Here is a 25,839-nt window from a genome sequence, read left to right as displayed (position 1 = left end):
GCGTAAAACCTTACAATTGACCTGAAATGTTGAGGTAGATAGTTTACTGCGAAAACCACTGATTGCTGTGATGACAGGAAGCTACTGATGGTTACTGTGTGGACTGGCTGTTCGGAACTTTTTACCCCTTCATTACGGGAGTTACCCGTCTGGAAAGTGCCGCTGGGAACATAAACCAGTTCTGCAAAAGGCAAATCAAGGTATTTCCGGTTTTCGGTTGGGTTGGATTGAGCAGTAACTAAATTGGCGCAAATAATAAAAAATATAGTCCAAATCCTGGAAAGGAATCTATTCATATTAATCAATTAGAAATTGATTAAACATATCATACATGTGACTAAATAGATGCTTTCTGAAATCAACGGTAAGTTGCATTTTTCTTGATGTTTGTAATCACTTTATCCTAACAATCGAGAAAAATAGTACTTATTTTCCAATTTTTTTGAAACAAATAATAAAATATGGTTAGCTATTATGATTTTATAGTGGTTATTGGCTCTAACTATTTTCGTTTACTGGGTATAAAAGCGTATTAATCTATTCCGGACTATTGTCTGTTGAAAACAGTACGAATAGGTCTAATCCTCTGTAGGACGTGCTAAATTCAGGACAAATACGCTAAAAAAGGTGGCGCGAATGTACTAAACAGGGGGTCCGCCGTTTACTCTCAGAATAAAAACTGAAAGGTCGCTCTGTCGATGGCCGAGGTCTGGTCGGGGTTGGGAAGAAAAGATTGGTGATTGGGGGTGAACCAATCACCAATATCGAGGGTGAATGCAGTAGTAGCTTATGGCCAGCCATTTATGAGGGACGATGCCGGTAGCGGGATTGTTCGCGGGGCCGCTCCGACGATTCACTATCCACTGGGGTAGTTGCCGGTTTAGCGACCCGTTTTTCGGACACTTCGCCCAGCGGTTCCGGTGTTTTCCACTGGGTCGGGTGCCGGGTAGAGGCTAAGCTGGACACCCACGCTGCTGGCCTGGGCTGGGGTGCCTGAACGGGTTGTACGTGGGGCGGGGGCAGATTCAGTACTGACGCTGCGTACCGATGATCCCGACTGGCTGGCCCGATTTTTTTTTTCAAACGTCTGTCGGAACGTTTCATCGCCAAAAGCCGGTCGCTTATATTGAAAGATACTGAGTTCTGCCTGCCAGTTTCGTTCGCGGGTAGCCTCGTAAAAAACATGGGAAATGACAGGCTGTTCTGCGGGAATCAAAACGTCGTACCTGGTGATGCCCTGGCGGGGTTCGTCACCCCTCTGCCCGATGGCTTCCTGATCGCGCTGATAGGAGGGAATTAGTCCTGCTTTGAGCTTGATTCCGTCGAAAATGCGGTCGGCCCGGGACGCATAATCCAGGGGTTGGCTGTCCGCCAGTTGTTGCAGGGCTTTTGCTGGCAAGGGTTCTCTGGTTTCGATCACCAGTTGTCTCACACCGGCATCGCCTTCCTGCGGCTCCTCCAGATAGAGCCGCGTGTGAATATGACCCGTATGGCCCGGGTGGGCGAAAGTCAGTACGTTAAGCGCCATCCGTTCGCTATCGGGGCGATTTTCGACGGCAAGCACGATCTCTGCGCCCTTATTTTTCTCCCACAACGCTTCCAGACGGACTTTTTGCTGGGGCGTTGGGTCTTCGGGAATGGCGATATACATGCGCCGTTCAGCCGTGCCGTCTTTGTCCGGGATGGCTGCTATTTCGTGAAAGTACAGGGCCTGCTGCGGGTGATTGAAAATGACAAACCGCTGCACCCGCTGGTTTTTATAGTTCTCATCCCCAACCGAAACCTGTCGGAGGTGACCGGGTTTTTCGTTGTCTGCTGTCACAAAAATTTTGCGACCCTGAAAGGTAAACAGATAACCCTCTGTTTCGGCTGGAACCGAGCGCTGATGCTGGTCAGGAAGCGTTCTGGTCAGGGTTACAGGCGGATTGGAAGACCAGAGGGCATCCGGCGTGTCCAGCGGGGTCGTAAAGGCTTCCTGGCCACTTATCTGAGCGACAATGGTATCCTCGGTGTTCGTCTGGGGAAAGTACACAGTTTGGCCCGGTACGTTTTTGGCGACCTGAACGCGGCCCCAGAAAATGGGGTAGTTTTCTGCACTGACCGCATGTTTGGCGGCTTTAAAGCTGTAATGCTTGTTCCAGATCATGGTCCTCAGCACGGCACTGTTCCGGTTATAGTAATCGGGTAGTGGATTGACGGGCATCCGCTCGTCGGGCCGCGTGGGTTCACTCAGAAGTTGGGCCGCCCAAATATCCTGCATCCGCCGGTCGCTTTCCAACTGACGAAGCAAATCATACGTATCGCCCTGATCCTGTACGTAACGCAGGTTAATGTATCCGTTGGCCGTGAGGCCGTTTGTGGCGGCTTCCCCCCCCGGTTTGGTCTCCCGGCGGTAAACGATATAGGCCGAATCCTCGCCCGTCAGGGCCATGCCCGGATCTTCCTTGTGCAACCGGGAATAGACCCGGAAGGCAGTGGTTTCGTTGTCGAACTCGGGAAGGGACGTGTAGCCTTTGCTCACCAGCAGCATCGCTGGCGATACATAGTGATTGATGCGCTCCCGCGCCGACAGTAAATGATGCGGCTGAGGGGGAGTGAACTGAAGAAACCGCGTTCCGTCGTAGGTTTTGCCTTCCTGGTGGGTTTGCAGATAGTCCCGGAATTCCAGCTTTAAACAGTCCGTGAGCGGACTTCTCGGAAATTGCAGGATATGTTCCACCAAATCAGAAAAGCCCAGAGCAGGCACTTTACGGCCTTCCTGGTACGTTCCGGTGACGGCCCAAAGCGATTGCTGCCGGGAAAAGGCTGCGGGAAAATCATCAGTGGTAAAGCCGGGTACGTGCCGGTGCAGGCGCGTCAGGGTGTTATGGATGCGAATATCAATCTTGTCGATGTCTTCGCTCTGGTAAACGGCATCCATGTAGGAGGTGCTGCCCTCCTTGATAAACCGCTGAAACTGGCCCGTATGAGTATCGACCCAAAGCTGAAGCGTCGGTACGCTGTTCTGGATCAGATACGGGTAGAGGGCAAATTCACCGACAAGCAGGTAGCTGATTCCCCGCCTTGTCAAATCCTCCAGCACGTCGAGTTGCTGGGGCTGAATGACGATCATACTGTTATTCATAGGATTGGGGTTGAGCCGTTTGCTCGGCTTTCGCGTTCTGATCGGCTTGAAGCCATTCGTTAAAATCTTTATAATGGCCCTTGTAGGGCTGGGCCGCTACCAGTGCTTTGCCCTGTCGCCGGTTGATCTCCGATAGCAGCGAAAAAAAGAGTTCGCGCAGGTATTCCCGCCGATCCGGCAGGGTCAGCCTGGCCAGTGTCAGGACGGATGATCCGGCTATTTGTTCTTCCAGATAGGGTTCCTCCATGAAATACACGTCTTTCTGCTCGTCAAAATAGGCCGAGTGAGCGGACAGACGATCCAGCAGGCCCAGCAGAAAGTCACGGTCGAGCGTTTTCAGGGTTCCTTTTAGCGGTTGGCGGAATTCCAGTTCGAGCTGGGTTGATCCCCGGGGCGGATCGGGCTGGGCTTCATCCGGGGCCGCGTCGAGTAGTTCTTCCGGCAGGATATATCTGGCCCGGACCTTGACGGTGAACTGGTCATCGTGCTGGTCGTGACCGGGAATGAAATTGAGGTAATTGATACCGAAGCGTAGCCCATCTTCATCGTTGTCGTTTGCCAGTGAAAGAATCGCCCCGGGATGGGCTTTCAGAATCGACCGGATGTGTTCAGTTGCCAGACGACTCACCCGACCACAGGTGCCCAGATAGAGGGTGTGGTGGGTGCGTGGAAACAATATGGAATGGGACAATAAATCAATGGGGGCCTCCCCCAGCACAATTTCTTTGGCCACAATGGGTTCGAAGAGGGCTTTGTCAGCCATTAGTTTGTCCCAGAGCGCCCGTTTGAGGGTGACCCGAAATTTAGGGGTGGCCAGATAGACAAACTGCTCCGTGATGGAATAGTAAAATTCCGTCCGGGCAGGCAGGGTAATGTTGGGGAACACCAGATCCCGCAATAACCGGCCCCGGTCATTGCTGCGCCAGACGGAATTGCCCCGTATACCTTTTGGAAAAAGGTTAGCGTACCGGTTGCGAAAATTAAGCGACAAAATGGACCCTTCGTGACCCGTCATCGGAAAAGCGGTATAGTAACTGATGCGCTCTTTCTGCGTCGTCGGATCGACGGTTTTTCGCCGGGCAAAGAGGATTTTCCCCCAGAAAGAGGCTCGTTCCTGGGTGGATCGCGGTATGCCCCGCCCCTCCAGATATTTACTGTCCATGATCGTATCCAGCTCGTACACGGTCCGTAATTCCTCCTCTCGGACGCGTTGACCGTAGGTTGAATAGCCCTGCGCGTTCTCGGTTTGCTGTTGGGATGGGGTGAGCGTGTCCACTTCACGGATCAGGGCCAGAAACGCCGGGGAGCTTGCCAGTTCATCCACTTTGGGGAATACTTTTTTGGTGTCCTTTTCCATCAGATGGATAAAGGACAGGACGTTTCCTTTGGTGGGAAAACCGGAGTCGGCGGATTCGTCGTCGAAGGCGATCTTATTGAGAAACCCAAAGAGCTTATAGGGAGATGATACGGGTTGAACTACGCCTATCCGCTGTTTGATCTGGCGGTTGGCCCAGCGGTAGACCCGCCAGGAACCGCCCGGACTGGTTTTATTGTAGTCGATTTCAAGGCCGTAATGCACCAGCACGGCCTCCAGGTCGATCATCGACAGAATGCGCTGACGGTCCCGCCAGCGTTTCCCGTTGATGAGATAGGCAAAATACCCGGTGGTCGCTACGATATTGCTGACCACTTCCCGCGCCGGGTCTTCCTGAAGGTAGGTCAGGGCTATTCGTTCCGATTCTGCCTGGTCAAGGGGGATAAGGGGAAGCACATATCCGGCCTCGGCGGTCAGGCCGGTAGTGGAAAGTGGTTGAGGTTCCATATCGGTTAAAAGATTGGTTTATGCCAGTTCTGCCACGCGCAGGGCATAGATGGCCAGAAAAAGAATGCGTTCAGGAGCCGTCAATTCGCTCGTCCACCAGGCCTTATACCGGGAATCGTAGGCGGCATTGATGAGATACTGCGTCTCATTGGTATCGGGACTGACTCCTAAATGGATTGGATTGGTGACCTCTTCCATAAAGTCTGCGCCCTTCAGACCCAGCCATTTCTGGTAGACCGGATCGCCGGTTAGTGCTTCAGGCAATGAATTGAGCATGGTCGCTTCGGATTTCGTTGTGTCAAAAATATCGGATAGGTAAAATTCAAGCAATCCATAGAAAAAAACAAACGATTTATCGGAATTCTTCGGACAAACAAAAAACCCTGACAGACAGGCCAGGGTTTTTGTACGCAAAAAAGAGTTGGTAAGCAGGGGCGTTTATCGTTTGGGACCTCCGCGTTTACGCGATGGTGCGTCGCTATCCTCGGGTTTATCTGGTTTCTGCTCCTTTTTGGGCTTTTGCTCTTCCTGCGGCCCTTTTTTGACGGATTCTGCCTTATCCTGACTTTCCTTACGGGCGGTGCCTGCTTCTACCTTTTCACCCGGCTTGTGGGCTTCGGCTCCGGAATAGACGTAGTTACTTCTGAAGGCAGCGGCTTTCTCGCGTTCCTGACGGGCTGCTTCTTCGGTACGCAGCATCCGGGTTTTCAGACTTTCCAGACGCGGTGGCGGGCCGATCTGGATCGGGTTGCTGCGGTTGAGTTCCTGCCCCTGCCGGGCTTTGAGGATGTCGTTGAAGTCCTTCAGTTTTTCGCCGTTGGGGCCGTGACCCATCGGACGCTGAACGGCAAAAATCTCCTGCCCCTGCCGAACAGAGACTTCCCCAACCAGGCTGTTAAGGGCCTTGGTCAATAACCGGTTGTCGTTGGGAATATAGATTTCCGATTCCGTCCGGATACTTTCGGGTTTTACCCGATAATACCGGTATACCTCTTTGCCTGCTTCGTTTTTCTGGGCAACGGGCCGTGTTTCCCCATTGAAGGAATACTGGGTGGGTTTTCCGTGCAGACGGTTCTGCTGATCCCGGGCATAGGCTTTTGCCCATTCTTCCTTCGTACATTCAATTTTTTTGACCTCCTCGGGCAGGTGCATCGTGTGCCGGCGAATTTCCTGCACGGCTTTTTCAGGGTCCTTATCCGATTGGCGCTGGTGGGCTGTTCCCCGGCCCAGATTATCGAGCAGTTTGTCGAGAAAGGCACCATTGACACTCTGAGCTGCGTTTACCCCGTGCGCCAGGGGCGACTCCATAACCAGTATCAGACGATTGTAGCCCTGAAACTCTTTGTTGGACTCCTGTTCAAGTGAGTTATGCTCTTTGAGCGTTTTTATTTCTTTGTTCAGGCCGGTTTTGGCGGGAGCCTGATACGCGAGAAAGGGCGAAATTTTAAGGTCGGGCCGTTCAAAGGGATGCTCCAGCCGCAGGTAGTTGATGGCAAAGCGAATGCCGGCATTGTCGCCGTCCTGCGCCAGCACTACCTGTGCGTTCGGGTTCTGGTAGATCTCGTCCTGAATGGCTTTTAATTGCGGGCCACTTGGCTGGCCCGCAGTCGCAATGTATTTGCGGTTCTCAGCTTCACCATCAGCCATCATGCGTTCGGGAATGAGCTGTTTATGTGAAATGGCATCAATGGGAGATTCCATCAGCACCAGTCGATTCACTGGTACGGGCTGCAAAACGCCTTTTTCGCGTAGCTCCTGCGCCTGCTGAAGCGACATGGCCACCTCGTATGGTTTGACCAGACCGACTTCTTCATTGACACCCGATGAGAAAATAACCTGATTGCCCTGACGATATTCCCCAAAGGGTGTACCGGCGGGAATCTGCCTGAGATCGCCATAGGTCGTATCGCCCTCGGGTACGTTCACCTTCAGGTCGCGGGTAAAGGTGACGAGCTGATTGCTGCGCCAGAGACCCTCTGCCCGCACTCCTTCCGGGAATTTCTTGAATGACGTATTACGCATATCCATCGAAATGACCGTTCCGTGGCTGTTGCGAAGCGGAAAGGCCGTGTTGTCGTAGGCATAGTCCTTCCCCTCAGCGGTGGTTCCCCGGTTGGTACTCATCATGATCTGACCCCGGAATTCGGGACTCATCTGGGTTTCAGGGGACATAAAGCGGTTGGTCACATAATCTGTCGTGTCAACCGGACGCAGGGAATATTCCCGGGTAAGCGTATCCTCACGAAGGCTGGCATTGATAACGCGCTGTTCGTCGGGTAGTTTTTTGCGGTCAGGGATCGCTTTTGCCAGTTCCAGCGTGTCGGCAGCAAAAGCAATCCTGTCAATGACATCATAAACTCGTGCCGCTAGAGGCAAATCTTTACGGTCCGAATTCCGGGCTTCCCGGGTCTGAATGAATTTAAAGAAATCCCCTTTATCGCCGGTCATAATACTCAGCGGGTTATTGTCCTTAATGTCGCCGGTATCCCCGAGATTGACGAAAATCTTTTTGTCATGTCCTTCCATTGCTGCAATAGCAATGCGCTCCTGAACCCCTTCCTGGGGCCATTTATATACCCGCCAGGCTGAATCCGGAGAATTCTTTTTGTGGTCGGGCACCATGCCGTATTTCATGACCACAATTTCCAGGTCCATTTTCGGGTCACGGCCTATTGCCTCCAGGTCGCGCACGGCCTTGTTGTTGACAACGTACTGGTGAAATCCTTTGCCGGCCTGAACGGACTGGATGGTTCCGGCATGGGGGTTTTCGGTGCGGTAAAGCGCTACGGCCCGTTCCCGTTCCTGCTCGGTCAAGACCCGGTTCGGGTCCACGTTACGGCCTGACGGTGGGGTTTTAGCCCGTTCATGCGCCTGATTCTGGCTGTAAATGGGCTTGTTGAACTGAGCAGCATGTTCAGCCAGTGCCTGGGCAGTAGCAACGTTGGTGGCGTACCCCGAGGACATCATATTGTGATGCAGGTCACTGATTCCCAGAATGGCGAAATTGACCCGCTTGCCGTTTGTTTCCGAGGCCCCTGAAAGACCAATGGTTGCTTCAGCCCGGTTGCGGACTTCTTCAAACTGGTTAGGGGCAAAGCCGCTGATCGCACCATGCAGGTGAACCTTTGTGTTGAGCTGCGTATTACCCGCCCGTTTACTGTATTCGTAGAGACCTTTGGCGGTTAATCCATTCAGTTTGCCGGGATTGATGGCCTGTTTGGTGGCCGGATCGACGGTTTGAATAGCCCGGTTTACCTTTTCGATATTATCGGGCGTCGGATTGATCCAGACGCGTACTTCGGGATGCCCTACGTTGCGCGGAATGTATGTATTAGCCGCTGCCTGATGAAAGACCAGGTACTCTACCCCCTGATTATTGAACTCGGTAAAGAGGTCCGCCTGGGGTTTGTAGATATTGGTAAATTGTTGCTTAAAATGTTGTCTCATTGGATTGAATGTCTGACGTGAAACTGACTGAATGATCTGGCAGTCGGCAGATGGGTCGTACCGGGGTACGCGTTTCAGGCTTCAAAAGCATTGAGGATGTCGGGGTCGGAATACCGGATGGTATAAAAGCCCTGGACTAAGGCCATACGCTCGTCATTCTCGGCATCCTCCCACAGCCCGGGGTCATGCAGGAGACCGTAAGGCTGATACTCCTCGGTTTCATCTTCATCGTTATACCCGGCGTATTCCGGCTGGATGGCCCGGAGGATTCGTTCTTCGCCATATTTTGCCAGGAGTCGCTGAAAGGCCACGTTGTCATAGAGGTTGAGCGCGGGACGATAGATCGTCACCTCCGGATACGGCAATGCAAACGATTCCTCAACGGGTACAATATGCTCGGCTTCAAACGGAGTCTGATCATTGCCTGGCTCGTAAGAACCCGGAACATGGAGGGGCAGGACCAAGGGACCCTGCCGGGTATCATCACTAATCGGTAGCTGTGAACTGTTCATCATCATAAAAAAAAACTGCGGGGTTTCCCCCATGAATGTAGCGTTGTTAATGAACCCCACTCCTTATGATCCCATCGAGACCCGGGGTGAACGGTTCCGGCGTTTATCCTCGCGGTCGGCATCGGTCGTCCCGTTTCGGGTCTGTTGCTGCCGCTGATGCTGTTCGGCGGCAATGGCATCGGCTCCCCGGCCATTGACCATCTGTTCGTGCCGGGTGGCTTCCTGTTTGCGGTCGGTTTTGAGTTCTTCTTTTTGGTCCTCCCGGCTCTCGGTTTGGCCCTTCAGCAGGTTCCAGTTGAGTACGGCCCGGTAAGGTGTAGCGCGTCGTTCATCTTTGAGACCTTTGAGTTCGACCGCATTACCGATGAGCAGGTTTTTTACGTCAGGTTCCTGTAGTTCCACGCCCTTGTAGCGCACGGGTATCTGCGCTGGGTCGATGGGCTGATACGCGCCGGAAGCCAGATGCGGGAAGTAGGTGTACCGGGCCGGTCCGAGGGCTTTGTAGGCGGCTGTCGTCCATTGTTCGCTCTGGCGGGGCGTTAAACCCAATGATTCGGTCGCCAGCCGGTTGAGCCGTTCTTCTACCTGTCCCTTCTGGTCCGGTGTATGTTCGTCGCGAATGTCGGACAGGCTTCCTTTGAGCGCTTTCAGTTTACGCACAACCGACGTGGGCTTTTCTCCGTTGGCAACCAGCATGTTTACCGTCATATCGACGAACGGTTTCTGGTAAAGCGGATTGGCTACCCACGCCAGTGTCTTTATGTGGGTAGTCTGCGGCCCCTTCGTTTTCCCGTGGCCTGAATCATCCCCGGAATCGGATTGATGCTGACGCCGAGCCAGTCTTTCCCGCTCCAGCCGTTCGGTGACGGTCTGAAGCACGTTAGTGTGGGGAAAGACAATCTCAATGACGGGCTTTTTGTGGCCCGGCTGACGGGTTGGGTTCAGAATGACCTGATCGAAACCCTGACTTCCGGGTAGACCGTTGCGGTTTTTGGTCTGCATGTGCCACAGGACTGGTTGGCCGGTCTGCAAGTTCTGTCGGTTCTTACCGTTCTGTTCCTGATACAGATCATCAAGGCTTTCGCGGAAGATGGCCAGGAGATTACGGGTAAATACCGCCATATTTTGGGCCTCCGCTGTTTCCTGAAGATCGCCATTGGAGCCGTTGTTAAGGAGGGTGACATACTGAAAATCATCATCTTCAGCCAATGCTTTACCCATTTTCAATTGCCCCTGTAACTGCGTTTGTTCCTCCCTGATCTCTTCTAATTCCTCCTGATTGTCGAAGGTGAGACCGAAGTAGCGCTTCTGTTCGTCGGGGGAAAGCGGTTGGGTGTACCATTGGGCGTCACCTTCAGCCTGGGCACGTACCGGGGTTTGTCTGATGTCGCCTTCCGGGGAAGGGAGGGGTTCGGAGGAGAAGAGGCTTCCTTCCGACTCCTGGAGTTGATCTACCTGCATAGCGTTTTCTTTACCTTAAGTTGTTTACACCTCTGGTTTTGATTATTTCAAGAAAGTTCTATCGGTAGCTCTATTGCGTCAAATTTCATGTAAATTTGTGAATAAAGCAAACGATTTATTATTTTCTATTTTGAGACTTTCAAATTGGGATAAGTGCCCCTGGATGGGAACGAAGGGAGTTTTGCTGGGGTTTTGCCTATGGGTAGTCTATCCGTTACAGGCTCAGCATCATATATCTGATTTACAGCGAAATATAAACAATAATCTTCCACTCGTCGTACCTGAACAGGAACGTCTTGCGGTCCTTCGGGAGCAGTTGATGGGGGATATTAAGCGGATGTCACATGCAGAGGTAATGGATCGAATGTATACCCTGCTGGAGGTTGATTATGCGACCGCATTGACAGTTCCTTTAATTCCGCCCCTGGCGCGTTGGTCCAGGAACCGGATTTCTTCCCGCTATGGCTGGCGATGGCATCCGGTGAAAGGTGGTTACCGGTTTCATGCAGGGATTGATCTGGCGGGGCCTCCCCAGATTGTCCGGGCAGCGGGAGTGGGTTGGGTGCGTAAAACAGGGTACGACCCGGGTCTGGGGAATTTTGTTGAGGTCGATCACATGAATTCCTACACGACCGTGTATGGGCATCTGTCGCTGATACTGTGTCAGCCGGGACAGTTTCTGCCGTTGGATACCAACATTGGCGTACTCGGACGTACCGGTACGGTGACGGGGTATCACCTGCATTTTACGGTTAAGAAAAACGGGGTAAATATTGATCCGGCCCCGTATCTGATTCTGGGCCTGAAGTTGGTCGATGCCTATAAACGCAACCATCCGGATTTGCTGACGAATGATTCAGGCCGGTAGTAGAGGAAAGGGGTGAGGACAAAAAAACCGGGCCATAGACCCGGTTTTCTTTGATTTGATTGTTGCGAGAAATGCTGATTGAAAGACGATGCTTAATAGTAAATTTTGTCTACGAGGTCTTTGTCTACTCCTTCATCTGAAATGAGAGTATAGAAACCGTAGGCCTTTTCAATTACGCCGGCATCGAGGTAAATTTCCTGGAATATAATTCCTTTCTGGTACAGAAAGGTTGTATAAGCTTCAAAGTTCATCATACTGCCTTTACCCATGAACATTTTCTTAAAGTTATGGTAAGGAATTCCTGACATTTCAGCGACCGTCCTCAGCGTTATTTCTTTAACCTGACCCGTTTCTTTTTTCAGTATGGCATCTGCTTTGATCTTTTCTTTGAGTAATTGAAATGAATAGGTATAAGCAAGCTTCCAGTAATATTCTGAAGCCTGGGTGTCGTTCATGATGATGTTACGCCGTTCATATAACTGCTCTAACGAGAGTATGCTGCTGGCCTTGATGCGCATCACACTGGCGATTTGGGTGTCCCGCAAGAGCAGAAACCGGTAGCGTCCTTTTTCACCCTCTGAAAGGGCAGGACGGCCTTTGGTCCGGCGGGCCGGTTCTGTTTTGACCTGCGTTATTCTACGCTTTCCTGAAGAACCGGATTCTTTCGGTGTTTTTTTCTTAACGCCACTGGTGTCGGCTTTTTCCCCAAGTCTACCCGAAATTTCTGATTCTGTCTCAGTCATGATTTCTGCATGGTTTAGGCCCGGTTCTATGCCGGATGAGTGTTGTTTGTTATTACGTTCAGATTCCTGATTCATGATTGTTTTTTACTTGGGTTATTTACTTATTTTAGGTACTCTTGCTTCGGTTCTCTTTAGATGGCTTCCCTTAATCGTGATCCGTCCACTTGGTTCGGCTTTTTTCATCAATGGTGAAGCCAAAATCAGCTAATTCAGTATTTACCATAAGGATCATGTCCTGCTGGATACGCTTGACGTGCAGTCGTAGTAACTGCTCTTTAAAGTACTCCCGGAGTTTAGCGGGCAACTTCTCCGGGGGTACAGGTCCTTTGTCATCGACAGTCCAGGCAGGATCTTGCGAAAATTGCTTTTCAAGCAATGGATTCAGATCGTTGAACTTGGGAATTTTGGTTTTAACCCCGATTACGCCCGGCTCATTGCTGATGTTGGCTTTAAACTTGCGGAATTCGGCGGTTTGTCCCAGATTGTCGGCAGACTGCCCGGCAAATTCACCCGTTCGCAGACCCATAAGTTTGGACGATGGCAGGAGTTCTCCTTTCTCCTGCGCAACTGTAAAGGAGTTGTCCTGTTTGTTGAGGGTCATGCTTTCTTTCTCCTGATTGTTTTTCCCGAACAGCTTGCTGAGCTTTTCAGCGGTCCCGAAGGCGACCTGCCCGGTAAAGTAATTGCCCACTGTGTTGATGATTACCTCTGCTTCCTTATCACCATAGTCCCGTTTTAGCTGTTCAAAATCCTGAATACCGAGCCAGGTTGCGACTTTGTTTGATCGGGCTGTCGCAATTAGTTCGTCAATACCTTTCATAAAGATGGTTGGTAACTCGTCCATAAACAGGGCCGACTTCAAGCGCCCTTTCTTGTTCATGAGCTTCATCATCCGGGATGAATACAGCGACAGAGCGGCCCCGATAATATCTTTCCGTTCGGGATTGTTACCGGCACAGATGATCTTGGGGTCTTCCGGGTTGTTGAGGTCCAGACTAAAGTCATTGCCCGTCATAATCCAGTAGATGGTTGGGGAAAACAACCGGGCAATGGGAATCCGGATACTACCAATCTGACCTTCCAGCTGATCGAAGGCCTGATTATCGAGGGCCGACCGGAAGGGACCCATCAGTGCGGAAATATCGGCATAATGTCCCATCAGGCCGAACATTTCCATGTAATTGAGTTTGAAAAACTCCACCACATGGGGCAGCGTACAGACGTTACTGAGCCGCTGGGCTACGATCAGGTCTTGCTCAATTGCTTCCCGGTTTTCAGCCGTCAGATTGCTTCCGTTTTCAAGCTGGCCTGTCAGCGCTGTGGCACGAAGGCTGTATTTACGGGCAACCAACCGCAGATACCAGATAACCGCCGTGAGGAGGTTTATCGCTGATTCGTTGAAAAAATCACCCTGTTTCTTGGCGGCTTCCCTGTTTAGATTATAATAAATGGATTTAGCCGATTCGACGGCATCCATAATATCAATCATCAGCTCAGGTAAGAGCGGATTACAGCGGTGAGAATACTCGACATCATTGAAATTAATGATGCAGAACCGGGGAATAAGCGGTTCGTTGCGGTCAATGCGCCGTTTAAACTCTTCCTCAGGTAATTCCTTGCTCCAGGCAAAGGGATTTTCCTCGATGGTCTTCAGATACGCATTGTAGGCGGACTCGGCCAGATCAGGAAATTTAAAGTCATAGATATAGGCGGTGTAGCCTTTATAGATGCTTTGCCAGATGGCCGGTCCCAGGATAAAGTAGGTTTTTCCGCTACCGGGCACGCCCATTACCATGATGGCCCGAAAGGGATTGACCACATTGATGATTCCCTCGCGCCATTCTCCTCCGTAGCGGTATTGAAACCGAAAATGAACAGAGTACTCGTTTCCCTGATAAAGCTCATTCTGTGGAAACTCTTCGCGGCTGTCGTTAAAAATATCAATCTTGTTTTTGTACCAGACAATGCGGCTCATATACTGGCCGGCTTTGGTCAGGTAGAAGGTTCCCATGACCAGTAAAATCAGGTACAGACTGTCAATCAGAAAGGGTGACACCGGTACGGCTTCCTTCAGATAGAGCAGAAACGTCGAAGCCAGAAATAAGAACAGACCGATGCCACCTGCCCGGAAAATCTGGTGGCGGTCAATAGTCTGATCCAGCTTTCCTTTTGAACCCATTGAATGCAAAACAATTAACAAAAGCGCTAATGCTTTGGTCCAGAACGGATTGACAAAAAGAGCCATGCTGGCATTTACATCGAACAGAAACGGATAGATCCAGTTCTGCATCACCCAGATGTGGGTGAAAAACTCATGACAATACCAGATAATATGGATCGCCAGTAAAAATATAGCCGCGATATAGAGCAGTTCTATACCGACGGTGTAGCCTTCTTTCTCCTTGTTTGAAACCTCTCCCATAGCTTACCTATGTTTAGACATAAATAATTTCATCCGGTAACTGGAATATCAACTATGGCGTAAATCACTCAAATGTACGCCAGAATGTGATTTTTCGATTGAAAAATCCGCAAAATTTCTCCACATTAAAAAAATATATTATTTAATGGAATTTGTATTTACTACTGACATACAGTTACTTAACTCGTATCATTAAAGATTTCCATCTAAAACAGGGGTGTTTTTACACAAAAAAAATAGGTTGCGTTAACAGAATGAAGGAAGTTGGATACTGGGCCTTTAAGCCCGGGATTGGGGGCCGGATCGGGAAAATATTGCAGTAGATAATACAAAAAACCCGGAAATGTGCGATTTCCGGGTTTGGGTTATTTCCGACCGGCATCCGTCTGTGCTGTCAGGGCCATACCGGCTAAACGCCCATATAGCGTAACATGATTTCGTGTAGCTGCTCGGCGGTCAAGTTATGGGCATCGACCGGCTGGTTAAACATGGCCGACAGGTTTTCGTCGTTTAGATTGAGCATATCCAGTACCCGCTGCCAGCGAACCTGGTAACTGTTCACCCAGTGCTCCAGTTTAAAATACAGGGTAGGCTCTTTGCGGCCAGACCACCGGAATTCTTCAAAGGCTTCCAGGGCGAAGGGTTGGGCGAGTTCCTCGGCTTCCTCCTGACTCATTAATGCCACCGGGCGTTCATCCGTATTCTCGACGGCCAAAAGCCGGGGAATCGTCTGTTCATCTACGATCCGCAGAATCAGAAACCAGCGGGCTTCGTCCTGACGACCGAAAATATTGGCTTCGTTGGGAAGCAGGAACTTTATTTTGTTGAGTTCGCTCTCGGCGCTTTCAACCTCTACAGCATTGTCTTCCATTGTTTCTATCGGTAGTAATTAAAAAATTGATTATTCTATATACTATTTACCGGTTTGGCTCGCCTTATGCAATGGACCAAAAACGGGCTAAATAGGGCCATCTCTTCTACTTTTGTCAAAAATAAATCTTTCTTTTTAAATATTGACAAAAAAGGCATTAACTTGAATGCTCAAAATTGCTCATAGAAAGAACCAGGGTGGCTTTAGTAGCCTTCAACTTGATTCAAACCACTGATTTACAGGCATTTGTTTATTAATAATGATAAAAAATGTTACAAAAAAACTCATACTGAATGAACAAAATAGAAAAAGCAGTTGTTTTATTAATGAAGGCGATAAACAAACTATGTAGTTTGAAGCCTATAAGGGGAATTCGGCCCGTATACCGGATAACGACCTTTATCCATGATCGCAAACAGACATGGAACCGATACGGAATCCAGCATTCCGGCCAAAACTGAACGAATTAAGGGATTTTCCGGCAGGAGTACTTGTTCACTGCCCCAACAGCCGGATCGCCAAGTGAAGCTCGAACCGTCCCGGCTTTCCGGGAAAATTACCGGCGCACCAGATGTGAAAAAGCAAATGATTTTGTGTGATAGATTGCTATATAAATAAAATAATTGCTTTATATTTGTTGGCATGATCTACTAATAGACTATCCATGACAATGGAGTTGTCAACAGATCAGCCAAAGACGTAGACAAACGAAGTCCCGAACCGGCTCATTCTGTAGCCATTTTACGGAAAACACCCAGTTAGTAACGAGAAAACGAGCTTATAGCCTAATTTTTACGCTACCTCATGATGTCTTGGATTCCTACATCCCCCTCCAAACGGGCGGATTCGCCAGGCTTTTTACTCTCATTTGTACTTAAATCATTTGATTATAGTTCTGGCCTAATTGGGCTTTCTGTGCGCTTTTCTATTGTTTTTCCATTCACTATTGACTGTCTAAAAATGAAATCTACATTTATCGCCACCCTGTTGATTCTGTGGTGTACGCTGAGCGGAATGACCGCTTATGCCCAGTTTCAGATTACCAATCCGGTAAGCCGGATGGTCTATCAGCGCAACAACGCCAATGTTGCCAACGTCCCAATCGCCGGTTTGTGTCCGGTAAACTCCTCCAGTGTCCAGGCTCGGCTGGTCTCACGTCAGGGCGGTTCAACGACCGGCTGGCAGCCCATTTCAGAAGGCGTTTCACAGGGCTATTTCCAGGGCTATATATATAACGTACAAGGCGGCTGGTACGACCTCGAAGTACAGATTAACGGCGGCACCATTCTGCGTACTGAACGCATCGGGGTAGGGGAGGTATTTGTTACGGCTGGTCAGTCCAATTCGTGGGGTTCCAACTGGAATAAAGCCGCTTCGTATGACGACCGCGTAAACGTTGCCAGCTACCGCACGGAGAACCCAAGCTCTTTCTCGGAATACGATCTGCCGATGAATTTTCAGCAGGCTGGCCCCGGCTCTAACATGGCTCCTACTTCTCCTGTTTTCATGTGGGGTAAACTGGGTGATTTGCTTGCTCAGAAACTGGGCGTTCCGGTGATGTTCTTCGGTGCCGCTCAACCCGGCTCTTCATCGCAACAGTGGGCCGATGCCGCAAATGGTGCGGTGAATATCGGCGGTGCCCTGAATCTTGTCAACAATGGTCCTTACCACGCCCTCGGTGCCGCTATCCTGCACTACCTCCGCCGGACGGGTTGCCGGGCTGTTCTGTGGCATCAGGGTGAAAGCGACAACAACGCCAATTCGACTCAGGGCTACTTTAACAACATTATGGCGGCAATCAATAAGTCGCGCTCACAAATGCCAGGCGGGAACCTCTCGTGGGTAATTGCCAAAGTATCTTATTTCCCGGCCACACCGATGTTTGGCCGCGTAGGTCAACCGGAACGCGATCAGAATATCATTAACGCCCAGAATATGCTGGCCGGACAAAGCAATAACTGGTCAGGGCCGAATACGGACAATATGACTGGTTCTTATTACCGTCCGCACGATGGTCTTCACTTCGCCGATCAGTCACACGACAACGATCAGAACCCGGGTGCCCGTGAACTGGCTAATGCCTGGAACAACGAATTGAATGGTGGTTTCTTCGGAGGTATACAACCCTCAATCCCGTCGTCAAAAGGTCTGATCACCACTGGATACGTTCATGTAAATGGTCAGATTTCATTTGGCTTTGGTGCCTCAACTAATGTCAGTGTTCCCTTCAAAACAACGGCTCCTTCCCGCGACAATATATATAAGGTAGAAATCCTTACTGAAGGTGGTCAGATACTGGCTGATCTGGGTACTGGTTCGGGCAACAATATTAATGTTAATATTCCCAATTGGGCCAATGGTCGTTATCGTCTGCGGGTATGTTCGGTGAATCCTTACATTGCCGGTGAAAGCTCTGACCCATTCCAGGTTTATGGTTCCGGTTCAGGTACACCTGATGGTGGCCCTGTTGGGCCTACTTCTACACAGCCGACAACCCCGACCGCACCAGAAGGGCCGACAACACCAACCGGTTCATTTGCCCTGACTCAACCTGACTACAATTGTTCAACAGGTGCGTTCACCTTCAAATCAACCGGCCCTGCCGGTCAGGTACTATACTGGGCGGCAGGGATTACTGGACAAACCACGAACCCCGGTCCGTACACAGTTCGCCCCCTGTCAGACTGGGGACCAATGACACTGAATGGATCATACAATGGTCAAACAGTAACCTATAGCTTCGACTGGAAAGGATACTGCAACGGGGGAGGCTCCACAACGCCGACAACGCCGACAACGCCGACAACGCCAACCATTCCAACAACACCAACCGGTTCATTTGCCCTGACTCAACCTGACTATAATTGTTCAACAGGTGCGTTCACCTTCAAATCAACCGGCCCTGCCGGTCAGGTACTATACTGGGCGGCAGGCATTACTGGACAAACCACGAACCCCGGTCCGTACACGGTTCGCCCCCTGTCAGACTGGGGACCAATGACACTGAATGGATCATACAATGGTCAAACAGTAACCTATAGCTTCGACTGGAAAGGATACTGCAACGGGGGAGGCTCCACAACGCCGACAACGCCGACAACGCCAACCATTCCAACAACGCCAACGGGTTCATTTGCGCTGAGTCAGCCGGACTATAATTGTTCAACAGGTGCGTTCACCTTCAAATCAACCGGCCCTGCCGGTCAGGTACTATACTGGGCGGCAGGGATTACCAACCCGACTACTACTGCCGGTCCGTACACGGTTCGCCCCCTGTCAGACTGGGGACCAATGACACTGAATGGGTCATACAATGGTCAAACAGTAACCTATAGCTTCGACTGGAAAGGATACTGCAACGGGGGAGGCTCCACAACGCCGACAACGCCGACCATTCCAACAACGCCAACAGCCAATGGCAACTATGAGGGATTCCTCGATTACAGCAACTGTAATGGTGTCGGTGGTTGGATTTGGGACCAAAACAATCCGAATAGTGCTGTAACGATTGAGTTCTACAAAAATGGTGTCAGTACCGGTGTTACAACCCTGGCTTCTAACTATCGCTCTGATTTGCAGAACGCAGGGAAAGGCAATGGCGCTCATGGCTTTTCCCTGGCACTACCCCAGGCATTCCGTACCGGCAGCAATGTAACCCTGACGGCCCGGGTACAGGGTTCAACCTTTCAGCTCAGTAATACATTTACTGTCAACTGTCCACAGTTCGTCGCCCGAATTGCCATTTCCCCGGAAGCTGATGGATACGACTATGTGGTCTATCCGAACCCAACGGCAGATCAGATCACCGTCAAGTCTACAAACCAAACGGCTGAAGTACTGAACGTAGTGAACCTGAAAGGAGAAACGATCCAGGCTCATGAAAAGGTAATCTTCCCTTACACGATTGACCTGACCACCGCTCCGGCTGGTATGTACATCATTGATATTCAGAATGCGGGTACGCGCTCAACGCGTAAGGTAATCCGCAGATAAGACCTTGAAGCCCCCCGCTCACGGGTGGGGGGCTTCTTGACCGAAGCGAGTAGTAATTAATCTTCACCAACTAACCTCCGATCCAATGACGTAGAATCAGACAGCTAAAAATTAACATTAAACGTTCATTTTATCACCCTTTTGATTTGCTCTTCTTTTGGCCGTAAATGCTTGCTTATACGCGTGTTGTTGTTTCTATTATTAAACAATTGGTATGAAACATTTTTTAATATTTTTCTTACTTCTGGTTGGCGTAGTAAGCTATGCACAACCAGCACCACCGAACTTATCGGCAAGTCCTTCTCCCGGAGCAGGATCTATTTGTCCGAATAACTTCGTGTGGTTGACCGCAACGGGGTGTGATGGAGGTACTGTAGACTGGCAGGGCATTATTGGCCCAAGTCAGGGTAATAGTACATTTACACTTTCGGGCGGTCAGGATGTATTTCCGAATACATTTCAGGAAACTGTATATGCAACATGTACAGATGGTTCAGGAACTTCTGCTCCGGCAGCAGTAACATACGATGTCAGGCCTAAACCACGGGTAATGACGGTAACAGGGCCAACAACAGCCTGTAACGGTGTCCCCTTGACGGTGACCGGTTCTAATTGCCAGACCGGCTCAGGTGTAGCCAATATCATTTGGGCTGATGGTCAATCGTGTCCGGGTGTTTCATCCTGTACGATTTCGTTTACATTGTTTTCGACATTCGATGTGGGTCCTTCATGTTCAGACGGACTTTGGGGTTGTGCTTCTGATCCTGCTCCGTTCCAGATTACAGTTTCACCTGCAACACCAGACTGGCAATGGACAAACAATTACCAGTGTAACGGCAATACGGTAGAACGTCAGCGAATAGATGCAAATCCTTGTTCTGCTGCCGCCCCTGAATGGGTTACCGTAGACGCTACAGGTTGTACTCCTCCGGTAGTTACGGCTACTCCTTCCCCGATCTGTATCGGTCAGTCGGTTAATGTGTCAATTGCAAACTGTGCAGGAGGTTCAGTATCCTGGACCCCAACAGGTAGCGGACAAGCGTTTACAGATTCGCCAACTAGTGACATTACTTATACTGGAACTTGTACAAACAGCTATGGCTTAAATACCGGTTCTTCCTCTGCTTCAGTACAAGTAATAAACCTTTCGGCTCCAGCCGTATCGGCAAGTGCATCCAATATAATTTTGGGTCAGTCAGTTAATATCAGTGCTACAGGTTGCCCTGGAACGCTTAACTGGTCACCGGTTGGTAGTGGTGCCAGTTTTACGGATTCACCTACGGGAAATATTACGTATACAGCTACCTGTTCATACAATGGCTGTACGTCACCTGCGGGTAGCGTTGCCGTAACGGTCACTAACGTACCAGTCCCAACGGTTTCTGCTTCACCAGCGGCAATCTGTCAGGGCCAGTCGTCTATTCTGACGGCTTCGGGTTGCTCAGGAACGTATACATGGTCAACGGGCGAAAATGGGGCTTCGATTACGGTCAGCCCTGCTTCTTCTCAGAACTATCAGGTTACCTGTACAATCAGCGGAGTAACATCGGGTCCTGCTTCGACAGGAGTAACAGTCAATCCGATTCCCGGTTCGCCAGGTGTATCATCAAGTTTGGGAAATGCAATATGTGCAGGCCAGTCAACTGTACTGACAGCTTCCGGCTGTAATGGAACGTATACGTGGTCAACCGGCGAAACCGGTCCTTCAATTACGGTTAGCCCAGCTGCATCACAACTTTATTCCGTAAACTGTACAGAAAATGGCTGTTCAGGTCCGAATGGGACAGCCGGCATTACGGTGAATCCGTTGCCAACGGCTCCAACGATCTCAGCCAACACCGCTGGTATTTGTGCGGGTGGTAGCGTCAATCTGACGGCTGCTGGTTGCACGGGAACGGTAAACTGGTCAGATGGCGGTGTCGGTGCTACGCGGACCATTACCCCTGCGGCCAGTCTGGCAATTACAGCAACGTGTACGGATGCCTGTGGTACATCAGGTCAGTCAAATGTGATTGGTATCACGGTGAATCCGTTGCCAACGGCTCCTACGATCTCAGCTGATCAGACCAATGTCTGTGCTGGAACGACAGTGAACCTGACGGCGGCTGGTTGCACCGGTACGGTAAACTGGTCGGACGGTGGCAATGGTGCTACCCGGACGTATGTGGTGAATGCGGCTGGTACACTGACGGCAACCTGCTCGGATGCCTGCGGTACTTCAGGACCATCGAATAGTCTCGCCTTTACACTGCTTCCTGCGCCAACGGCTCCTACGATTTCAGCCGATCAAACCAATGTCTGCGCTGGAACGACAGTGAACCTGACAGCGGCAGGCTGCGCGGGTACAGTAAGCTGGTCAGATGGTGGTTCGGGTGCTACCCGGACATATGTAGTAAACTCGGCGGCAACGATTACGGCTACCTGCTCGACAGGTTGTGGCACGTCTTCTCCGTCAAACGGATTAACGTTCAGTACGCTTCCTGCGGCTACGGCTCCAACGATTTCGGCGGATCAGACTAATATCTGCGCGGGTGGGTCAATCAACCTGACCGCTGCCGGTTGTACGGGTACTATTACATGGTCAGATGGCGGTGCGGGTACTACCCGGACAATTTCGCCGGCTTCAAGCCTTGTGCTGACAGCAACCTGTACTGAAACATGTGGTACGTCTGGCCCATCGAATGGTTTGTCGATTACGGTAAACCCAATTCCAGCGGCTCCAACGGCTTCAGCTACCCAGCATCCAACGTGTGCCGTATCTACTGGTACAATCGTGGTATCGGCTCCGGCTGGTGCTGAATATTCAGTGGACGGTGTAAACTATCAGGCTTCAGGAACGTTCGCCGCTCTGGGTGCTGGTACGTATAATGTAACTGCCCGGAATGCGGCTGGTTGCGTGTCCGCTCCAACATCGGTGGTAATTAATGCACAGCCTTCTGCGCCTGCAACGCCGACAATTACGGTAAATGCTCAGCCAACCTGCGCGGTGGCGACGGGTTCTGCATCGGCTAACAGCTACGGTGCTGGCTTCGAATACAGCCTTGACGGTGGTGCTTTCCAGGCTTCGCCTGCGTTCACTGGTATTGCGGCTGGTAACCACTCTATCGCGGTTCGTGAAATCGCTACGGGTTGTACCTCAGCAAATGGCTCCTTTGTAATCAACGCTCAGCCAGCTACACCAGCGGCTCCAACGGCTTCAGCTACCCAGCATCCAACGTGTGCCGTATCTACTGGTACAATCGTGGTATCGGCTCCGGCTGGTGCTGAATATTCAGTGGACGGTGTAAACTATCAGGCTTCAGGAACGTTCGCCGCTCTGGGTGCTGGTACGTATAATGTAACTGCCCGGAATGCGGCTGGTTGCGTGTCCGCTCCAACATCGGTGGTAATTAATGCACAGCCTTCTGCGCCTGCAACGCCGACAATTACGGTAAATGCTCAGCCAACCTGCGCGGTGGCGACGGGTTCTGCATCGGCTAACAGCTACGGTGCTGGCTTCGAATACAGCCTTGACGGTGGTGCTTTCCAGGCTTCGCCTGCGTTCACTGGTATTGCGGCTGGTAACCACTCTATCGCGGTTCGTGAAATCGCTACGGGTTGTACCTCAGCAAATGGCTCCTTTGTAATCAACGCTCAGCCAGCTACGCCGGCAGCTCCTTCCGTTTCTGCTAACCCAACGACTGTGTTTGCCGGAGATCCATCGGTTCTGACGGCTACAGGTTGTGCAGGGACCTATACATGGTCTACTGGTCAGAATGGTGCTTCGATTACAGTCAATCCATTAGTACAAACGACCTATACGGTTAACTGTACAGAGAATGGCTGTCAGTCGGCGGATGCCTCTGTGACGGTATTTATTAAGGTTGCCGGTTCTCCGTTAGCGACCAATGATGCCGCAACGATGCTTCAGGGAACGGGTACAGTGATCAGTGTACTGGCCAATGACCTTTCTGACGCTGGTGTACAGGCGACAACAGCTAACGTTACGCTTCCTGTTGTGACGGTTAATCCGCTGCATGGTGCGGTAGTGGTCAATGCAGATGGTACGATTAATTATGATCCGGCAGTCGGGTATGTCGGCACCGATCAGTTTACGTATCAAATCTGTAACCCTGCTCAACCCGCTAACTGTGCTACGGCTATTGTGAGCCTGAACATTTCCGCTTCGGCAGTGATGGCAGTGAACGATAACGCGACGACCCCACAGGGTACTGCGGTAACGACTCCGGTACTGGCCAACGACAGCCCGGGCAATACCAACCCAACCATCATCGGTAATCCGGCTCATGGTTCAGTGGTGGTGAACGCTAACGGTACAGTGACTTACACGCCTAATGCTAGTTATGCTGGTCCGGATAGCTATACCTACTCGATTGCTAACCCATTGGATGCTACTAAGTCAGCAACGGCAGTAGTGACCATCACGGTTACGCCAAACGCAGTAGCGGCTAACGATGACAATGTATCGACCCCACAGGGTACGCCGGTTACGGTGCCTGTTCTGACCAACGACAGCCCGGGTACAACGATCCCGACCATTACCGGTCAGCCAACTTCAGGTACGGCAACGGTTAATCCAGATGGTACAATCACCTATACACCTGCGCCAAACACAGTAGGGCCAGTTAGCTTCACCTATTCGGTGTGCAACCCTGCCGCTCCGACTGTTTGTGACGATGCCGTTGTAACGGTACAGGTGAATGCAACGGCAGTAACGGCAGTAAACGACAACGCGACGACCCCACAGGGTACTGCGGTAACGACTCCGGTACTGGCCAACGACAGCCCGGGCACTACCAACCCAACCATCATCGGTAATCCGGCTCATGGTTCAGTGGTGGTGAACGCTAACGGTACAGTGACTTACACGCCTAATGCTAGTTATGCTGGTCCGGATAGCTATACCTACTCGATTGCTAACCCATTGGATGCTACTAAGTCAGCAACGGCAGTAGTGACCATCACGGTTACGCCAAACGCAGTAGCGGCTAACGATGACAATGTATCGACCCCACAGGGTACGCCAACGACAATCCCTGTTCTGACAAACGATACGCCGGGTACAACGATCCCGACCATTACCGGTCAGCCAACTTCAGGTACGGCAACGGTTAATCCAGATGGTACAATCACCTATACACCTGCGCCAAACACAGTAGGGCCAGTTAGCTTCACCTATTCGGTGTGCAACCCTGCCGCTCCGACTGTTTGTGACGATGCCGTTGTAACGGTACAGGTGAATGCAACGGCAGTAACGGCAGTAAACGACAACGCGACGACCCCACAGGGTACTGCGGTAACGACTCCGGTACTGGCTAACGACAGCCCGGGCACAACCAACCCAACCATCATCGGCAACCCGGCTCATGGTTCAGTGGTGGTGAACGCTAACGGCACAGTGACGTACACGCCGAATGCTGGCTACGTAGGCCCTGACAGCTATACCTACTCGATTGCCAACCCGCTTGATCCAACCAAGTCGGCTACAGCAGTGGTATCAGTGAACGTAACGCCGAACGCAGTAGCGGCTAACGATGACAACGCAAGTACGCCACAGGGTACGCCGGTTACGGTGCCTGTTCTGACCAACGATACCCCGGGTACAACTACCCCGGTTATTACAGGTCAGCCAGCTACAGGTACAGCTTCGGTGAATCCAGACGGTACAATCACCTATACACCTGCGCCAAACACAGTAGGGCCAGTTAGCTTCACCTATTCGGTGTGCAACCCTGCCGCTCCGACTGTTTGTGACGATGCCGTTGTAACGGTACAGGTGAATGCAACGGCAGTAACGGCAGTGAACGACAACGCGACGACCCCACAGGGTACTGCGGTAACGACTCCGGTACTGGCTAACGACAGCCCGGGCACAACCAACCCAACCATCATCGGCAACCCGGCTCATGGTTCAGTGGTGGTGAACGCTAACGGCACAGTGACCTATACGCCGAATGCTGGTTATGCTGGTCCGGATAGCTATACCTACTCGATTGCTAACCCATTGGATGCTACCAAGTCGGCAACGACTGTAGTGACCATCACGGTTACGCCAAACGCAGTAGCGGCTAACGACGACAACGCAAGTACGCCACAGGGTACGCCGGTTACGGTGCCTGTTCTGACCAACGACAGCCCGGGTACAACTACCCCGGTTATTACAGGTCAGCCAGCTACAGGTACAGCTTCGGTGAATCCAGACGGTACAATCACCTATACACCTGCGCCAAACACAGTAGGGCCAGTTAGCTTCACCTATTCGGTGTGCAACCCTGCCGCTCCGACTGTTTGTGACGATGCCGTTGTGACAGTGAATGTGAACTGTGTGATCTCGGCTCCTGCGGCTACGGTATCGGCTCAGCCGACCTGCGCCAACGCAACGGGTACGATCAGCATTCAGGGTGTTGCAGGTGAAACCTACAGCATCGACGGTCTGAACTACTCGGCCTCGACCAGCTTCCCGGCTCTGTCGGCAGGTGTATACAACGTAACGGCTAAGAATGCGGCTGGCTGTATCAGCGGGGCTACGATCCTGACGATCAACGCTCAGCCTGCTACGCCTTCGGCTCCTGCGGC

At 51.2% G+C, this 25,839-nt stretch carries 13 protein-coding genes; 4 read left to right on the top strand and 9 right to left on the bottom strand.

The window, feature by feature from the left end:
• Positions 1 to 880: 880 nt before the first annotated feature.
• The 6 genes from AC23NW_RS33170 to AC23NW_RS33145 form a co-directional block, all read right to left on the bottom strand.
• Positions 881 to 3,124 (bottom strand): hypothetical protein, encoded by a 2,244-nt coding sequence (locus tag AC23NW_RS33170; RefSeq protein WP_487454947.1) that lies wholly within the window; start codon positions 3,122 to 3,124, stop codon positions 881 to 883.
• Positions 3,117 to 4,946, bottom strand: a complete 1,830-nt coding sequence (locus AC23NW_RS33165; RefSeq protein ID WP_487454946.1) for a hypothetical protein — start codon at positions 4,944 to 4,946, stop codon at positions 3,117 to 3,119. Before AC23NW_RS33165 ends, AC23NW_RS33170 begins: the two co-directional genes overlap by 8 nt.
• Before the next feature lie 18 nt (positions 4,947 to 4,964).
• A complete protein-coding gene (locus AC23NW_RS33160) occupies positions 4,965 to 5,222 on the bottom strand; it encodes a hypothetical protein (RefSeq protein ID WP_487454945.1) in 258 nt (85 codons plus the stop codon).
• Positions 5,223 to 5,384: 162 nt separating this feature from the next.
• Positions 5,385 to 8,393, bottom strand: coding sequence for a toprim domain-containing protein (locus AC23NW_RS33155; protein ID WP_487454944.1), 3,009 nt, complete (start codon positions 8,391 to 8,393; stop codon positions 5,385 to 5,387).
• Positions 8,394 to 8,467: 74 nt separating this feature from the next.
• Entirely contained in the window at positions 8,468 to 8,938 is a 471-nt protein-coding gene (locus AC23NW_RS33150; RefSeq protein ID WP_487454943.1) for a hypothetical protein, read from the bottom strand.
• Between the two features lie 30 nt (positions 8,939 to 8,968).
• On the bottom strand, positions 8,969 to 10,366 hold the full coding sequence (locus tag AC23NW_RS33145) for a hypothetical protein (RefSeq protein ID WP_487454942.1): 1,398 nt from the start codon (positions 10,364 to 10,366) through the stop codon (positions 8,969 to 8,971).
• A gap of 355 nt (positions 10,367 to 10,721) precedes the next feature.
• Between AC23NW_RS33145 and AC23NW_RS33140 the strand changes: the two genes are divergently transcribed.
• Positions 10,722 to 11,234, top strand: coding sequence for a M23 family metallopeptidase (locus AC23NW_RS33140; RefSeq protein ID WP_487454941.1), 513 nt, complete (start codon positions 10,722 to 10,724; stop codon positions 11,232 to 11,234).
• Positions 11,235 to 11,326: 92 nt separating this feature from the next.
• Here the strand turns inward: AC23NW_RS33140 and AC23NW_RS33135 are convergent, their stop codons facing one another.
• The 3 genes from AC23NW_RS33135 to AC23NW_RS33125 all read right to left on the bottom strand — a co-directional run bounded on the left by AC23NW_RS33135 (position 11,327) and on the right by AC23NW_RS33125 (position 15,270).
• Entirely contained in the window at positions 11,327 to 12,052 is a 726-nt protein-coding gene (locus AC23NW_RS33135) for a hypothetical protein (protein ID WP_487454940.1), read from the bottom strand.
• A 70-nt stretch (positions 12,053 to 12,122) separates the two neighbouring features.
• On the bottom strand, positions 12,123 to 14,399 hold the full coding sequence (locus AC23NW_RS33130; protein WP_487454939.1) for a YWFCY domain-containing protein: 2,277 nt from the start codon (positions 14,397 to 14,399) through the stop codon (positions 12,123 to 12,125).
• A gap of 409 nt (positions 14,400 to 14,808) precedes the next feature.
• Entirely contained in the window at positions 14,809 to 15,270 is a 462-nt protein-coding gene (locus AC23NW_RS33125) for a hypothetical protein (RefSeq protein WP_487454938.1), read from the bottom strand.
• 405 nt (positions 15,271 to 15,675) lie between these two features.
• On the opposite strand from AC23NW_RS33125, the gene AC23NW_RS33120 reads away from it, so the two are divergent.
• From AC23NW_RS33120 to AC23NW_RS33110, 3 genes are all read left to right on the top strand, one after another.
• The gene (locus tag AC23NW_RS33120; protein ID WP_487454937.1) at positions 15,676 to 15,888 is read left to right on the top strand and encodes a hypothetical protein; all 213 of its coding nucleotides are present in this window, start codon (positions 15,676 to 15,678) and stop codon (positions 15,886 to 15,888) included.
• 342 nt (positions 15,889 to 16,230) lie between these two features.
• The gene (locus AC23NW_RS33115; RefSeq protein WP_487454936.1) at positions 16,231 to 19,263 is read left to right on the top strand and encodes a T9SS type A sorting domain-containing protein; all 3,033 of its coding nucleotides are present in this window, start codon (positions 16,231 to 16,233) and stop codon (positions 19,261 to 19,263) included.
• Positions 19,264 to 20,449: 1,186 nt separating this feature from the next.
• Positions 20,450 to 25,839 (top strand): beta strand repeat-containing protein (locus tag AC23NW_RS33110; protein WP_487454935.1); only part of this gene is annotated, 5,390 nt, incomplete at its 3' end.

It is taken from the genome of Arsenicibacter sp. R0_47 (genome assembly GCF_057652235.1).
This window is presented reverse-complemented; position numbering and strand designations above follow the sequence as displayed.